16 protein-coding genes are annotated in these 14,105 nt (G+C 56.1%); 7 read left to right on the forward strand and 9 right to left on the reverse strand.

Annotated elements, in window-relative coordinates; all coding sequences use genetic code 11:
• Positions 1–5 precede the first annotated feature (5 nt).
• On the reverse strand, positions 6–1,046 hold the full coding sequence (locus tag HZB34_17245; GenBank protein MBI5317708.1) for an extracellular solute-binding protein: 1,041 nt from the start codon (positions 1,044–1,046) through the stop codon (positions 6–8).
• 66 nt (positions 1,047–1,112) lie between these two features.
• On the reverse strand, positions 1,113–1,544 hold the full coding sequence (locus HZB34_17250; protein MBI5317709.1) for a transcriptional repressor: 432 nt from the start codon (positions 1,542–1,544) through the stop codon (positions 1,113–1,115).
• Between the two features lie 154 nt (positions 1,545–1,698).
• Here HZB34_17250 and HZB34_17255 point away from each other — a divergent pair, with 154 nt between their 5' ends.
• Positions 1,699–2,262 carry a hypothetical protein gene (locus tag HZB34_17255; protein MBI5317710.1) on the forward strand — a complete coding sequence of 188 codons (564 nt, stop codon included), beginning with the start codon at positions 1,699–1,701 and terminating at the stop codon, positions 2,260–2,262.
• A 98-nt stretch (positions 2,263–2,360) separates the two neighbouring features.
• Here the strand turns inward: HZB34_17255 and HZB34_17260 are convergent, their stop codons facing one another.
• The gene (locus tag HZB34_17260) at positions 2,361–3,893 is read right to left on the reverse strand and encodes a carboxypeptidase M32 (protein MBI5317711.1); all 1,533 of its coding nucleotides are present in this window, start codon (positions 3,891–3,893) and stop codon (positions 2,361–2,363) included.
• Between the two features lie 369 nt (positions 3,894–4,262).
• Between HZB34_17260 and HZB34_17265 the strand changes: the two genes are divergently transcribed.
• The 3 genes from HZB34_17265 to HZB34_17275 all read left to right on the forward strand — a co-directional run bounded on the left by HZB34_17265 (position 4,263) and on the right by HZB34_17275 (position 7,006).
• Entirely contained in the window at positions 4,263–5,165 is a 903-nt protein-coding gene (locus HZB34_17265) for a DMT family transporter (protein MBI5317712.1), read from the forward strand.
• Between the two features lie 424 nt (positions 5,166–5,589).
• Positions 5,590–5,982 carry a nuclear transport factor 2 family protein gene (locus HZB34_17270; protein ID MBI5317713.1) on the forward strand — a complete coding sequence of 131 codons (393 nt, stop codon included), beginning with the start codon at positions 5,590–5,592 and terminating at the stop codon, positions 5,980–5,982.
• A gap of 283 nt (positions 5,983–6,265) precedes the next feature.
• The gene (locus tag HZB34_17275) at positions 6,266–7,006 is read left to right on the forward strand and encodes a hypothetical protein (protein MBI5317714.1); all 741 of its coding nucleotides are present in this window, start codon (positions 6,266–6,268) and stop codon (positions 7,004–7,006) included.
• A 148-nt stretch (positions 7,007–7,154) separates the two neighbouring features.
• On the opposite strand, the gene HZB34_17280 is transcribed toward HZB34_17275, so the two are convergent.
• Positions 7,155–7,394, reverse strand: a complete 240-nt coding sequence (locus tag HZB34_17280; GenBank protein MBI5317715.1) for a hypothetical protein — start codon at positions 7,392–7,394, stop codon at positions 7,155–7,157.
• A 100-nt stretch (positions 7,395–7,494) separates the two neighbouring features.
• On the opposite strand from HZB34_17280, the gene HZB34_17285 reads away from it, so the two are divergent.
• The 3 genes from HZB34_17285 (at position 7,495) to HZB34_17295 (ending at position 9,988) form a co-directional block, all read left to right on the forward strand.
• Positions 7,495–8,973: an alkaline phosphatase D family protein gene (locus HZB34_17285; protein ID MBI5317716.1), complete on the forward strand. Its 1,479-nt coding sequence runs from the start codon at positions 7,495–7,497 to the stop codon at positions 8,971–8,973.
• Positions 8,974–9,072: 99 nt separating this feature from the next.
• A complete protein-coding gene (locus tag HZB34_17290) occupies positions 9,073–9,333 on the forward strand; it encodes a hypothetical protein (GenBank protein MBI5317717.1) in 261 nt (86 codons plus the stop codon).
• A gap of 172 nt (positions 9,334–9,505) precedes the next feature.
• On the forward strand, positions 9,506–9,988 hold the full coding sequence (locus HZB34_17295; GenBank protein ID MBI5317718.1) for a hypothetical protein: 483 nt from the start codon (positions 9,506–9,508) through the stop codon (positions 9,986–9,988).
• A 70-nt stretch (positions 9,989–10,058) separates the two neighbouring features.
• On the opposite strand, the gene HZB34_17300 is transcribed toward HZB34_17295, so the two are convergent.
• From HZB34_17300 to HZB34_17320, 5 genes are all read right to left on the reverse strand, one after another.
• Positions 10,059–10,697 carry an ankyrin repeat domain-containing protein gene (locus tag HZB34_17300; GenBank protein MBI5317719.1) on the reverse strand — a complete coding sequence of 213 codons (639 nt, stop codon included), beginning with the start codon at positions 10,695–10,697 and terminating at the stop codon, positions 10,059–10,061.
• A gap of 79 nt (positions 10,698–10,776) precedes the next feature.
• Positions 10,777–11,724: an ankyrin repeat domain-containing protein gene (locus tag HZB34_17305; GenBank protein ID MBI5317720.1), complete on the reverse strand. Its 948-nt coding sequence runs from the start codon at positions 11,722–11,724 to the stop codon at positions 10,777–10,779.
• A 172-nt stretch (positions 11,725–11,896) separates the two neighbouring features.
• Positions 11,897–12,988, reverse strand: a complete 1,092-nt coding sequence (locus HZB34_17310; GenBank protein MBI5317721.1) for an aminomethyl transferase family protein — start codon at positions 12,986–12,988, stop codon at positions 11,897–11,899.
• Between the two features lie 24 nt (positions 12,989–13,012).
• Positions 13,013–13,456: a histidine kinase gene (locus HZB34_17315; GenBank protein ID MBI5317722.1), complete on the reverse strand. Its 444-nt coding sequence runs from the start codon at positions 13,454–13,456 to the stop codon at positions 13,013–13,015.
• 111 nt (positions 13,457–13,567) lie between these two features.
• The gene (locus tag HZB34_17320) at positions 13,568–14,083 is read right to left on the reverse strand and encodes a tetratricopeptide repeat protein (protein ID MBI5317723.1); all 516 of its coding nucleotides are present in this window, start codon (positions 14,081–14,083) and stop codon (positions 13,568–13,570) included.
• Between the last annotated feature and the right edge of the window lie 22 nt (positions 14,084–14,105).

A 14,105-nucleotide genomic window follows, 5' to 3' on the forward strand; every position in this document is an offset into this window, starting at 1 on the left:
TCGAGTTACCGGAGACCCACTTGTTCGATCAGGGTGAGAGTCGGCTCGCGCAGTTCGGCCAGTTTGGTGAGAGGGACCAGTGCCGCGCGGAAACTCTTCCGATCCATGAGAGCCGGGTCCGCTTTCACGTCCTGGTGGAGAGGATATTCCTTGTCGAGTTCCGCAAATAGCTTCTGCCCTGCTTGAGCGACTAAGAACTCCACGAGCAGTTTGGCGCTGTCGAGATGCTTGGTCGACTTGACGATACCGACGCCTGCGATGTTCATGATCGCCCCCATGCCACCCTCTTGCTGGTCCGGCATCAATGCCGCGATCGGTGCGTCAGGCTGGGTGGCCAGGTGCCGATAGATGTAGTAGTGATTCACAATACCCAGCGCAACCTGCCCCTTGGCGACTGCATCCACAATTTGAGAGCTTTTCTGGTAGACCTGGTTGTCCGCATTGGCCTTGATGCCTTGGAGGAATTGCCTTGTTTTTTCATCGCCATAGGTTGCACGGATGACCGACACGCCGGCTTGTAAATACTCACTGCCAGAGTTCGGAATCGCAATCTTATCCTTCCATTTTGGATCGGCAAGGTCCAGGAGAGAACTCACTTGGTCCGGCTGCACCATCGTGCGGTTGTAGACCACAATCCAGAATCGTCCGGAGAGCCCTACCCAGGCATTATCCGGCGCGCGAAATTGCGACGGAATGGCTCGGTCGATTTCCCGCATATTCAAGGGGCGGAGGAGACCGGCTGTTCGGGCCAGTTCCAAGCTGCCGGCGTCATTGGTAATGAAGAGATCCGCCGATGTGCGATCGCCTTCAGCCTTCAGCCGATTCAGCAATTCCGTCGTGCCGGAGGACAACAGCTGGATCTGAATCCCGGTAGTCGCCGTAAAGGCATCGAGGACTGGCTTAATGAGGCGTTCCGAACGGCCGGAGTAGATTGTGAGGCTATCGGCGGCTGGGGCAGAGGGTACGAAGGCCCCCACAATGAAGAGCAGAAAGAGACTTGAGAGGACTGTTCGGCGCAGGGTGGGGAGAGAGCATACAAATAACATGGGTGGTCCTTATGGAATTGAAATTGATAAACTGTCTCAAAATTATACTAAAAAAAAGGTGGTGCGTCAATGACGGCAGGATGAGCAGAGTCCGTAGAGCTCAAGGCGGTGGTTCTTGATGGTAAATCCATTCCTGGTAGCGACTTCCTCTTGGAGCCGCTCGATCTCCTCATTCTCAAATTCCACGATCTTCTCGCAGCCGGTGCAGATGAGGTGGTCGTGGTGGCCCTTGTGCGAGACATTGTCATACTTCGTCTGAGAGCCGAAGTGTCTGGCTTGAGCGAGGCCGGCATCGCAGAACAGATTGAGTGTCCGATAGATTGTCGCCAGCCCAAGATGAGGATCAGCCTTGGCCAGTTGGTGATACATAGCCTCTGCGGTAATGTGTTCTTGCCGGAGGAAGGCACTGAGAATCAGCTCACGCTGGCGTGTGAGCTTGAGTTGATGCTTACCCAGATGCTCCTTCAGAGCCGCCATTTCTTTCACATGCTTCCCCATCACGGGCCTCCGATAGGGCCTCATTAAAGACGAAACTGCCTATCTGGTCAAGGGGGTTCTGTGCGTCATTGACAGAAGGTGGATGAATTGACGGAAATCTCCGACGCTGTCTATAGTGCAGCCTGCAAAATCGGACGGACGGGCGACTATCAGGATGCGGCAACCCAACCAGATTACGGTCGATCGGGCTCTCCTGCTCTATGTGCTGCACCGTGCTGAACCCTTTGGGCTGCTCAGCGACGTGAAACTACAGCAACTGTGTTTTCTGTGCGAGCTGCAGATGTTCGGCAAGGGTTTCAAGGGCTTCCATTTTGAGTTCTTTCGGTTTGCCTATGGAGCCTTCAGTAAGGACCTCGATAACGACCTGATGTCGTTGCGTCGGAAAGAACGGGTGGAAAACTTCACGCTGTCGGACCAAGCCCAGGAAGAAATTATCCCCTTGCTGGAGAAAGGTATTGAAGGAGTTGAGACGAACGAGAAGATTGCAGAGATTCTGAAAGCTGTGGTGACGACCTACGGCCCACAGGACAGCGGGGCGATCACTCAGTCGGTCGAATCAGTCGAATTGAGCACCCCTCAGCAACCGGAGTTCAAGATCCCGATTCGCGACATTGTCTTTCACACGACGCTCTTAGTGCCGGCTCGCATCGAGGTGCAGGCGGAGTTCACATTACCCGCTGCAAGCTTGGTGAGGCTGAATCAGGCGATGGGATACTGACTCAGGCCGCTGGCCTGAGAGTCCTGAGTTTTGAGTTGTGAATTCTGAGGTGTAGTCACGACTCTCGATTCGTTACTCAGAACTCAGAATAACTCCCCCTAGAGCTGATACAGCTCGCCGTATTTTTTCTCAACATACGTCAAGAATGGTTCAGGGTCGAGGCTCTTTCCCGTGACTCGACGGGCGAGGTGATCAGGGGTGAACATTTTCCCCCAACGATGAATCTTTTGCCCGAGCCAGCGTTGCAGCACCATCAGTTGTCCTGCCGCAATTTCATCCTCCAGGTGCGGGATTTCTAGTTTGGCCTGTTCATAGAATTGAACGGAGTAGAGATTTCCGAGCGTGTACGTCGGGAAATAGCCGAAGGCGCCCAATGACCAGTGTACGTCTTGGAGCACACCTTCCGCATCATTGGAGGGGACGATGCATAAGTATTCTTCCATCTTCCGGTTCCAGATTCCCGGAAGGTCTTCCGGGCGTGTCCGCCCCTCGATGAGGTCCTGCTCGATTTCGAACCGCAGCATGATGTGGAGATTGTAGGTGAGTTCATCGGCCTCGACCCGAATCAGAGAAGACTTCACGCGATTGATGGCCGCGTAGAATTGTTCTGCATCGAGGCCGCGCAGTTGATGGTGAAAGGTAGCTTGCAGCATGGGGTAGAAGAAGCGCCAGAAAGCACGAGACCGGCCCACGCAGTTCTCCCACATGCGAGATTGGCTCTCATGAAAGCCGAGGGACACCGAATCGCCCAGCGGGGTGCCGAAGTAACGGGGGTCGAGACCCTGGTCATACAGCCCATGGCCGCCTTCATGGATGCAACTGAACAGGCAGGATTGAAGGTCATGCTCGTGGACGCGTGTCGTGACACGAACGTCAGTCGGATGGAATGATGTCGTGAAAGGATGCACCGACAGGTCAAGACGTCCCCGCTCGAAGTCATAGCCCATCGCGATCAACACCAATCGGCCGAATTCCAGTTGGCGTGCCTGGTCGAAGGTGTGAAATAACATCGTGTCGTCGATCTGCACGGGACTCTGCTGGATTTTCTTCAGCAGTGGCACGAGACGCCCCTTAATCTGCGCAAACAGTGGGCGCAATGTCGCGATGGTGGACCCAGGCTCGTACACATCGAGCAACGCATTGTACGGAGAGTCCCGGAAGCCGAGGTACTCGGCTTCCTGTTGCTTGAGCGAAAGGACTGTGCGGAGATTCGGGAGAAATTGTGAGAAGGCATGATTGTCTTTTGCCTCGGCCCAGACCTGTTGCGCCAACGAAGATTCTCTGCTGAGCCTTACGACAAAGTCGGAGGGCAGCTTCTTTGCACGGCTAAAATCACGCCAGACTTCTCGGAGCAACGATCGAGCGGGCTCGTCCCAGGCATCTCCTGGGCTGTCACGAATCTGACCAGTCTCCGAATCGACCCAATTCGCAAGCAGTTTTTCAATGTCCGGTGAAATGAGTTTCTGATGCGCGATGCCTTGGAGCGTCGAAATCTGTTCGGCGCGAGCCTCGCCCCCGCCGGCCGGCATGTAGGTTTCTTGATCCCAGGAAAGAACCGCGGCGGCGCTGTTAATGCGCTGGATTTCCAAGAGCGGGATCGTCAAGGCCTCCAGCGTCTTCAGGGTCTTCACAGTAGGGTGTCTCCTCCGGGAACCGTCATGCTATGATTGCGCTGATCCGCAGCTGCTCGTGCATTGTACGTAATGAGTCATTCGTTTTCAAACCACTTCGCCTCAACGTGATGAATAGACTTGTGTCTGCAGAGATCGAGGCCTATGCCCAGGCCCACTCCAAGCCTGTATCAGATCTCGTCGAGCTTTACAAAAAGCAACGCAACAGCGGATGGCCTTGTCTCAGGTGATCATCGGGCCTGGTGATATCAGCTGATCCGCTGATCACAGCTGTGTGAGTGACAGTCAGGGATGGGATTTTGGCGATCAGGCTACCATCATGAATGTGCATCGCGTGACGCCCGTCAACAAGGACTGTGTCCATCACCTATGACACCTCCGTCGAGTCGTCTGGCCTATGGTGCGATCATCGCTGCCGCTGTGCTGTGGGGCGGGTCGATCGTGGCCCAGAAGCTGGCTCTCAGCGGATTTTCAGCGGTTGAAGCCTCAGTACTGAGAGACATCGGCGGCCTGGCGATTCTTCTGACCACATGGTGGTGGCAAGAAGGCACCTTGGCCAAGCTGACCAAGACGGATGTACGGATGCTGGGACTGCTGGGGCTCGGCGTGTTGGGCAACCATCTGTTCATTCTCATGGGGCTCGAGTACGTGAGTGGAGCCGTAGGAGGGGTGATCATCGGGTCGAGCCCTGTGGTGACCTCGCTGCTCTCGGCCGTGTTGATTCGCGACGTTCCGCTGCGCGCTGTGTGGGCGGGCAGTCTCCTGTCCTTCGCAGGGGTTGGGCTGGTCTCTGTCGCGGGGTTCCAGGCCGCGGGCGATCAGCCGCTGCTCGGCAGTTTGCTGGTCTTTCTTGGCGTCGTGAGCTGGGCACTCTACAGTATCGGCGGTCGACAACTCATGGAGCGCCACTCGGCCCTCACCGTCAATTGGACGACCTTGCTCGTCGCCACCGTCCTTCAAATTCCCCTCTTGTGGACAGATCGCAAGATGCTGGATGCAGGACTTGAGTCTGTGACACCGGTGGATTGGATGGCGCTGGGGTATTTGGTTCTCTTCGCCACGGCTATCGCGCAACAGGCCTGGCTGTATGGCGTGAAGGGTATTGGGCCTTCACGCGCTTCGGTTCTTGGCAATCTGACTCCTGTGGCCGCCATCGCTCTGTCTGCGGCGCTGTTGAACGAATCAGTGGGCATGAACGAAATCCTGGGCATTGTCCTGATTCTGGCCGGAGTCTGGGTCGTGGACTGGCAAACATCCCGCCTCACCAAATAGGAGGCTGCTGAAAAAGAAAGGAAAGGGTAGCCTGGTCGTCCTCCTGCTCGCGGAACGCGCACGCTCGGAAGGTGCTCGTTCGACGCACGCAATCGAGGATCAACCAGGCTACCCTTTTGAGAGCGAGTACTAAAATGCTGCGGCCTTGCTTGGGAAAGTCGCGTCTCGGCGCGCCAGGGTTGGGCGGGTGAGAAGGTTGGCCTTTTTGAGCAGCCTGCAAGATTAGGATCCGTTCTTCTTTTCCTACCCTAAAAGGGAATAGTCAGGTTATCCTTCCCTGCGCGCATTGACCGAGCACAGTTTTATCGTGAGCGGGCAGCGAGCAAGAAGGATGACCTGACTATTCCCTTTCCCATTCTCCCTCTCGCCCTCGTCTCTTTGATTGCAGTATGATACAGCGCTTTTCCCGGGTAAGGAGCCGCGCATGTTGGAACAACGCATCGAGGAAGTGAACAAAGCAAACCACGCGTTCTATGCCGCGTTTGGCAATCTCGACATCAGCGAGATGGATACGATTTGGGCGCATCAAGATTATGTGACCTGCATCCATCCCGGCTGGTCGTTGCGGTCTGGCTGGCCATCCGTACGCGACTCCTGGGTGTTGATATTCAACAATACCTTTTCCATGACATTCGAACTGACCGACGTGACGGTGCAGGTGGCCGGCGATTTGGCCTGGGTTGTCTGTGTGGAGCACATCACGAGCCAACAGTCCGACGAACCGCAGCAGGCGCAAGTGTTAGCCACGAATCTCTTCGAGCGGATCGGAGATGAGTGGTTGTTGATTCATCATCATGGTTCGGCGGTGATGGGGTAGGGAGCTGGTGGTCTCCCTGCTCGCGCAACGCGCGGCCTGAGAAGGCCCTCGTTGGACGCGCGCAATCGGAGACCAACCAGCTCCCTCCCCCATTGTTTATACCGGGGGGAATAGGGAGAAAGGAAGTTCTGGGTCGTGCGCTCCATGAAGGCCCTCAATCGACGGGCGCAGGAGAAGACCGCGAGCTTACCCGCTTGATGTTGTTGTAAGAGAGAAGGGCTTGATCAATGGCTCAGTCTAAGCGACCAGCTTGGCCAATTAAAATTGTCTGGTGACTTCTAAAATGATGAGTACAGTTCAATACACATTTTTCGGGAAGGTTTACCCGGAACGATGCAATGTCTCAATTACGGAGTTGCGCGCGCAGGTAAAGTCTCTGGATGGCGATGTCGACGGAGTCGTTCGCTACTCCATTTCTCTATCTCAGGTGACGGCAACTTTTGCCGGTGGTAGACCGGTACAGAACATTTACACACTCAAGAACACTGTTGAGGATGTGATTCGTGTTGCACTAGATGCGCTGGGATACACATTGGCTTGTGGGTATGACCTTGAAATTATTCAGATGATTGATTCCGTCGAGAATCCACCTGTTGTATTTGGAGTTGGGGTCCCGGCTATCGAAAATTCCGCTGCAAGAGGGGGCGTGAAATTTGAGAACATTGTCAGTATCTTTGGCGACAGGAAAGGACAATACCTTCAGCGTTGCCTTGCCGATCTCCGTGAAGCTATTCGCGTCCCCAAAGACACCGGGTTTTTCTGTTACCGAGGGATCGAAAGTCTTAGGCAGTTCTTTCTTCAGGAAATGAAGGCTAAAGATGACAAGGCATCCTGGGAACTGCTGCGTTCCGAGCTAGCTGTTGGCCGCGAGGAAATCGAGACTATCAAAGGATTTGCCGATCCGATAAGACATGGAGGAAGTGGGGGAATCAGTGATTCAGAACGAGCCAATGTCTTCACCTTAACTTGGAACATCGTTAACAAGTTCATCACGTATGCTAACGCAGGTTACCAAAAAGTGTAGTTTGGTAGAGGGTAGAGAGGTGTGGGTGGAAAAGTGTGTGAAACATTTTAGAGTCAGGTCTTTGGCTTTTCGGCCGTAGGGACTTCTTCGACGTGGCAAGGAATACGGTGGGAGGAACCATTCCCTTGCGTGATGCTTGGAGGGGACGTTAGGTTTTTGGTGCTGCTGCAGTGGGGATTTCTTCGACGCGGATGGTGTTGGCCCATTCGGCGACGACGGGGTCTCGTTCTTCCATCGTCATCCCGGCATACGTGAGAAACATCTGGGGGCCTTTGCGCCGACGCCAGGTGAGGTAGCTGATGAAGTGCTCGCGGCAGATGCTGTGGGTGCCGGCTGGGGCATACACTTTCGCTTTGCAGCCTTTGATGAGACAGGTCAGATCGTGCATTGGGTACTCCGTTTGGTAGGGGCAGTATGAGGGACAGGGGGCTCAATTTTCAACCAGCCCAACCTTGACGAGTTGCCCTCGTTCCGGTAAGCCATTCCACATGATGCGTCAGTTCCTTCCGCTTGTACTTCTTGCCTGTATGCCGGCTGTCTTTGGCTGCGTATCAGCGTCTCGCGAAGGGCTTCCTCCCGGGAGTCCCTTTGCCGAGACAGCAGCGATCTCAACGAATCCGCTGCCGCAGGGTATTGCAGTGGGGGATGTGACGGGCGAGTCGGCTCTGCTCTGGTTGCGGACCGATGGACCGATGGCGGTTCAAGTGGAGTGGGCACCGGTCTCAGCCTGGGATACCCTGTCAAAGTTGGCGACAGCTGTCGTTCCCGTGGCTCGGACGCCGCTAATGACGACTGGCTCGGAAACAGATTTCACACTGACTATTTCCATTGAGGGGCTTGCGCCTGCCACAAGGTATCGATCTTACGTGTTTGTCGGTCCGAAGGGGTATGAAGGCACACAGACCGAAGTACGAATAGCGGCACAAGGGGAATTTACGACACTCCCCGATGCAAAAAGTCAGGCACCTCTAACCTTTGCCTGGAGCGGCGATCTGGGTGGTCAGGGTCGTTGCCGGCGTGGTGCTGCCGGGTACCCCATCTTCGATGTGATGCGCGCCCAGCATCTCGATTTCTTCTTGTTACTCGGCGATTCGATTTACGCAGATGATGTGTGTCCGTCGCCTCCGAACGAGCCGGGCGCCGATTTTCGGGCGACGACTCTAGCCGAATACCGCGCGCGTCATCGCGATCAACGGGGTGCAGAGGCTTTGCGGCGGCTTCTCGGCGACATCCCGGTCTACGCCATCTGGGACGATCATGAAGTTCAAAATAACTTCTCAGGACCATTTGAAAGCCGGATGCCGATCGGGCGTCAGGCTTTGCGCGAGTATTGGCCGATCCGCACGGCGCCTGAAGATCCCAATCGGCTCTATCGAACGGTGCGTGCCGGAGCGGATCTAGAGCTGTTCATCCTCGATACGAGGCAGTATCGGAGCCCTAATGCCGATCAGGACGGCCCGGCGAAAACGATGTTGGGAGAGAAGCAGCTTCAATGGCTGCTGAAGGGCCTCACCGAGACGACCGCGACGTGGAAAGTGATTGTGACGAGTGTCCCGCTGTCCATTTCGAAGGGAGGAGGCGCGAGTGCCCCCGGGAACGATGGCTGGGCTGGAGGGACTGATGGCACTGGTTTTGAGCGAGAGCGGCAGGTGATTGTGGACCACATTCTCGACCGGAATCTGAAGAATGTAGTGTTCCTGGGCGGCGATGTTCACTATGTGCAGGTCAATGAGTACGATCCGAACGGTGACGGGACTCCTGACTTCCATGAGTTTGTCGTCGGTCCTTTATCCGCTGCACCGGGCCGATTGACGGCGCCCAATCCAGGGTTGCGTCCGACCACATTGATCAATGAAAGCGGGTATTTCAATTTCGGCCTCATTCGAGTGACCAGGTCATCCTTCGACGTCACGGTACTCGACGATGCTGGCGCCATGCGGTTTTCCCATCGTCTGTCGGCCAGGTAGTCACGGCCTACCGGAACCGTCCACTTGAAATCCCCATGAGTGGCCAGTTAGGGTACGCAGCCATCGTGCTGCATGCGTAGTGTCCAGACGAGGTGTCTGATGCTCCTACAGCTTATTTCCGTGCTGGGTGCTTTGATGGTGTTGTCGGCCTATGGCCTGCTTCAGGGTGGGATCTGGCGGGAACTGAACGCGGGATACCTGGCGTTCAACATCGTGGGATCGCTGTTGCTGGGGATTGTCGCCATTGTAGATCAGCGGGTCGGATTCATTTTCTTGGAATTTGCATGGGCCGGACTTGGATTGATCGGCGTAGCCAGGGCTATGAGGGCCCGGCAGGCTGCCCGCCCGCATTGTTCATGACAGTTCGTCGGGCCCCCTCCCATCCCTCCCCCATAATATGGGGGAGGGTGAGGGCGGGGGGGGCGAGCCCGCCGGCCAAAGGCTCGTCGTAGCAGCGGATCGGCGATTGCAGCAGAAATGTTCATGAATAATGCGGGCAAGTTAACAGGGTTCGAATGAAAGGATGACAGACATGACAGGTTTGATGTCGCCGGATGAGATTTTTGACAAGGCGCACAATGCCGCTGCGGCGGCGACGGGGCTTGATGAAAAGCCCCTCCAGATCGATTACCCGGCGTTGAAAGAAAAGATCCGCGCAGCTCTCGGCGACCGCAAAGTCGCGCTGTGCCATATCAATAAGTTTTTGCCGGAAGGGTACGAGGATCAAGGACGGTTCAATCTCCTGCTGCTCACGGCCGGCAATGTCCTGTTCGACATAGTCGTCGGCGATTCGTACTTTCGCTATGATGTGCTGTCAGTCGCCCAATTGGACAAAGTTCAGCTGATCGATGCGATGTGGGACAACAAGGAAAAGCGCCGCGAAGAACCGTTCTTGAGCCTGCGCCTGATGCACGGCGAGGAGGCGCATCTCTTGCTGGCGTTGGATGATGACGAACGTGCAAGCTTGCTCGCGTTCGCGCGCGCGGTCTCGGCAGCGAGAAATCCGGAGAAATAGCCGACTGGTAAGGTGTCAGGGGTGAGGGGCGAACGACCCTTCACGGGTGCCGAGAACGTCATGCGCCTGCTTACGGCTCCAGCAACGGTACCAATTCTGTGTGGCCCTGCTGCCGGGCACGATCGACCGGGCGTTGGCCCTTCGCATCCTTCGCCGATTTGTTCGCTCCCTGTATCACCAGTAAAGCGACGATCTCTCGATGGCCTTGTGCAGCGGCAACATGCAAGGCGGTCCAGCCGTTCGTCGTCGCCGGCTTCACATCCGCGCCGTGGTTCAGGAGCAGTGCGACGATATCCCGATGCCCTTTCGCAGATGCGATGAGGAGCGGGGTGGCACCGTTCTCCTTCTTCGTCTGCTTCACGTCCGCGCCGTGCTCCACCAGCAGTCGGACAATCTCAGTATGCCCCTCCTGGGCTGCGATAAACAGTGGTGGTTCACCGTTGTCTGCCCGCTCCTGCTTCACGTCCGCGCCCTTGTCCAAGAGCAGCGCCACGATGCCCTGATCTCCCTTCTCAGCCGCATTATAGAGGGGGGTCTCGCCGTCCTTGTTTGCCGCGTTGACATCGGCCTGCTTCTCGATGAGGGTCTGCACCAGACCGAGGTCCCCTTTGGACGCCGCTTTGAGCAGTGCGTCATCCACCGGCCGCATGGCCAGGACCATCGGAATGAATCCGAGCACCGCAATCAGCAGCATCCACCGTTTGTTCATGTGCCTCTCCCCACGTAGCCTGGCAGGTATGAGTTGACGTCTGTTGCGCGACATTGAGAACGCGCGCACGGTATCCTTGTTACGGTTTCAGCGTCGGCAGCTCCAGGATCGGGACCAGGGTGCTGTGGCCGTGCTGGCGCGCGAGGTCCACAGGTCGGTCTCCCGTTGTTGCCTTGGCTGATTTGTCGGCTCCCTGTTTGAGCAGTAAGACCACAGTCTCTCGATGTCCGTGCAATGCAGCAACATGTAAGGCGGTCATACTAGTATCTGTCGTCGCCTGTTTCACATCCACTCCCCTGTCCAGCAACAGTGCGATGATGTCGCGATGCCCCTGCTCTGCCGCGACGATGAGAGGGGTTGTACCGTCCGTTCTCGCCCGGGTCACGTCGGCGCCGCTGTCCAGCAACAGGGCGACGGTTTCTCGATGCCCGTTTTGGGCTGCGATGAAGAGCGGAGTCACGCCGTCCGTTCTTGCCTGCTCCGGGTCTGCGTTGTGGGCCAGCAGCAGCGCGACGATGCTCCGGTATCCCTGCCGGGCTGCCATAAAGAGTGATGTCGTGCCGTCTGTTCTCGTTTGTGCCACATCCGCGCCGTGGGCCAGCAGCAGAGCCACAATTTCCCGATGTCCCTTCTCAGCCGCGACAATGAGCGGGGTCGTGCCATCCGCCGCTGTCTGTTTTACCAGCGCCCCATGAACGACCAGCAGTTGAACGATTTTCCAATACCCCTTCTCGGCTGCTGCGATGAGCGGGGTTGTGCCGTTGGTCGTCGCCTGCTTCACATCCGCGCCGTTAGCCAGCAGCAACGCCACGATCCTTTGATGTCCCTTTTCTGCTGCGACAATAAGCGGGGTGAAGCCGCCTTTGTTTGTCGCGTTGACGTCAGCCTTCTTCTTGATGAGCGTGGTCACCTCGCCAAGATCCCCTTTGAACGATGCTTTGAGCAGCGCTTCATCCATCGGCCGCATGGCCATGAGCATCGGTGCCAGTGCGAACACCGCTATGAGCATCAACCACCGCTGTGTCATGTGGTTCTCCTAACTCGGCTGTTGAAACTTTCTGTCAAGGTTGTCTGGGCTGTGTGGCTCCATGCAATTCGGATAATCAACAAGACATTTTAGATGAAACGAGATGCGATGAGAAGGTAGTGCGTTGAGCTCGTGCCGAGACCTTACCGTGGACTGCGTGCTCGAAAGGGGACTAGCCCTTCGTATAGAAGGGCAAGGCGTGGACGGTCGCCGGATGTCTGCGGCTGTTGAATTCCACGGCCAGTTCCGTGCCCGGTTCGCTAAAATCCCGTAGCGGGAAACCGAAGGCAATTACGGCGTTCAGTTTCGGCGAGCGTGTCGCGCTGCTGATCCAGCCGACTTCCCGGTCTCCGCTGAAGAGTTTCGCCCCATGGGGCGGGACCGTCGAATCTTTCAACAGGAATCCCGCCAGCTTCCGGCGGATGTTCCCATAGGTGTCTATCCGCGCGACGACCTCCTGGCCTGGGTAACAGCCCTTGTTGAGGCTGAAAGCTTTGCCCTCTAGGTTCGCTTCCGGTGGGACGATCTCTTCGTTCAAGTCGGGCCCGGCCTTTGGCAGGCCTGCTTCGATGCGGAGGGCCTCACGGGCGGTTCCACCAACGGCTTTGATGCCATATCTTGCACCTGCCTCCATGAGTCGTTCCCAGGCTGTGTTGAGGGCATCAGCAGGCAGTAATATTTCCAGATCCTCCTCTCCGGTCTCCTCCGTGCGGAGGACGAACGAGGTATGGCTGCAGATCTGAGCTGAGATGGCGCTCAGCGGCTTGAGGTCGCTCATCACAACACCGAAGGTGGCGCTGACAGTCGCGCAGGCCTTGGGCCCGCTGACAAGCAAAAGCCCCCAGGACTCTGTACAGTTCTCCATCTTTGCCTTGACGCCGTAGAGCAGAAATTTTCTGAGGGCCTGGAAGGTGGCATCGCCGACTTCGCCGACATCTTCCACCCAGAGACTATCGGACAGGGCATAGACGCGAAAGTAGCCGAGCATCTTGCCCTTGTGTGTGAGGAAGCTCGAATAGCGGCCCTGGCCAGGCTGGAGGGGAAGAATGTCGTTGCTGATGAGACTCTGCAGCCATTTGATCCGGTCGTCGCCTGTGACGCGGATCTTGCCGCGGTGCGAGAGGTCGGAGAGTCCGACTGCTTGACGCACGGCCTGATATTCGGCGACCCAATCTCCATAGTGAGCGGGCATGTTCCACCCGCCGACCTCTTCGAAGGTTGCGCCGAGCTTCGTGTGATGTTCGTGGAGGCGTGATTGTTTCATCCTAAATCCGTGAGGCGTGAAACGTTAGGCGTCAGGCGAAAGACAGTGTTCCTGCCCTATACTCCTTACGCCTGCCGCGAGAATTTCGTCGACCAGATCTTTCAGGCGACTTGAAAACTCATTGCGTGAGACGATCATGGTCACTCCCAGCGCTCTGGCCCGGTTGAATGTATCGATTTCTTCGTGATTCGCGAAGGCAAGGATGGGAATAGTCTTCAAGCGCGCGTCGGCTTTGAGGGTTTCCAGCGCTTGCAAGGCATCGAATCTGTCGTCGTTCATGTTCACGATGAACGCGGATGGGATTGTCGCCGAAGCCTTGTCGGCAACCTCCTGTTGTGTACGAGCCCGCTCGATCTGGTAGCCCTTCGCCATCAGGGCGTCGCGGACTTTTGTGTAGAAAAAGATATCGGTGACACCGACGAGAATGGTTTTTTGGTTTATTTGGTCTATTTTGTTTGTTTGGTTCATTTGGTTTGTCTGGTTGGCGTTGAGCCTCTGTGTCCAGCAATCATTTCCTTCACCAATGAAACGAGAAAAACCAAACAAACCAAATAAACGAAATGAACCAAATGAACAAGTTCAGTTCAACGAACTGATCAATCGTCCCAGCGCTTTCTTTGCCAAGGTATAATTGGGATTGAGCGCCAGCGCTTTCTTATAGGAATCGATGGCTTCGGTCCATTGGCCCTTGCGCTCATAGACCCGACCGAGATTGAGATGGGGGAAGGCCGGGCTCTCGTAGCGTCTCGCCTGTAGGGCTTTCTGAAACCAAAGAATCGCTTCGTCCAATTCACCCTTCTCGATGAGATAGGCTCCGATGTCGTTATAGGGATTGCCGAAGTCCGGGTCCTGCACGATGGCTTTGTGACATTCCTCAATCGCATCATCGAGCCGTCCCATGAAGCTGTAGGTCCATCCGAGGAAGGTATAGGCCTCGGCGGTGGGATGAGTCTCAATCGATTTTTTGTAGAGTGTAACGGCTTCCTCCAACTCGCCCTTCATCTGCCGCTCGTAGGCCTGCTGAAAGAGTTGCCAGGCCTCGCGTTTGTCTTCTTCACGGCCTTCGCCTTGAACGAGAAAATCTTGAACATCCATAGTGCGGCTTCTGAAAAATGCC

It is taken from the genome of Nitrospirota bacterium (assembly GCA_016219645.1).
Classification (GTDB): Bacteria; Nitrospirota; Nitrospiria; order Nitrospirales; family Nitrospiraceae; genus Palsa-1315.

What these genes read in the sequence shown, in the direction of transcription:
- HZB34_17245 (MBI5317708.1), bottom strand. Translation starts at nt 1,046, where the DNA reads ATGTTATTTGTATGCTCTCTCCCCACCCTGCGCCGAACAGTCCTCTCA.
- HZB34_17250 (MBI5317709.1), bottom strand. Translation starts at nt 1,544, where the DNA reads ATGGGGAAGCATGTGAAAGAAATGGCGGCTCTGAAGGAGCATCTGGGT.
- HZB34_17255 (MBI5317710.1), top strand. Translation starts at nt 1,699, where the DNA reads ATGCGGCAACCCAACCAGATTACGGTCGATCGGGCTCTCCTGCTCTAT.
- HZB34_17265 (MBI5317712.1), top strand. Translation starts at nt 4,263, where the DNA reads ATGACACCTCCGTCGAGTCGTCTGGCCTATGGTGCGATCATCGCTGCC.
- HZB34_17270 (MBI5317713.1), top strand. Translation starts at nt 5,590, where the DNA reads ATGTTGGAACAACGCATCGAGGAAGTGAACAAAGCAAACCACGCGTTC.
- HZB34_17275 (MBI5317714.1), top strand. Translation starts at nt 6,266, where the DNA reads ATGATGAGTACAGTTCAATACACATTTTTCGGGAAGGTTTACCCGGAA.
- HZB34_17280 (MBI5317715.1), bottom strand. Translation starts at nt 7,394, where the DNA reads ATGCACGATCTGACCTGTCTCATCAAAGGCTGCAAAGCGAAAGTGTAT.
- HZB34_17285 (MBI5317716.1), top strand. Translation starts at nt 7,495, where the DNA reads ATGATGCGTCAGTTCCTTCCGCTTGTACTTCTTGCCTGTATGCCGGCT.
- HZB34_17290 (MBI5317717.1), top strand. Translation starts at nt 9,073, where the DNA reads ATGCTCCTACAGCTTATTTCCGTGCTGGGTGCTTTGATGGTGTTGTCG.
- HZB34_17295 (MBI5317718.1), top strand. Translation starts at nt 9,506, where the DNA reads ATGACAGGTTTGATGTCGCCGGATGAGATTTTTGACAAGGCGCACAAT.
- HZB34_17300 (MBI5317719.1), bottom strand. Translation starts at nt 10,697, where the DNA reads ATGAACAAACGGTGGATGCTGCTGATTGCGGTGCTCGGATTCATTCCG.
- HZB34_17305 (MBI5317720.1), bottom strand. Translation starts at nt 11,724, where the DNA reads ATGACACAGCGGTGGTTGATGCTCATAGCGGTGTTCGCACTGGCACCG.
- HZB34_17310 (MBI5317721.1), bottom strand. Translation starts at nt 12,988, where the DNA reads ATGAAACAATCACGCCTCCACGAACATCACACGAAGCTCGGCGCAACC.
- HZB34_17315 (MBI5317722.1), bottom strand. Translation starts at nt 13,456, where the DNA reads ATGAACCAAACAAACAAAATAGACCAAATAAACCAAAAAACCATTCTC.
- HZB34_17320 (MBI5317723.1), bottom strand. Translation starts at nt 14,083, where the DNA reads ATGGATGTTCAAGATTTTCTCGTTCAAGGCGAAGGCCGTGAAGAAGAC.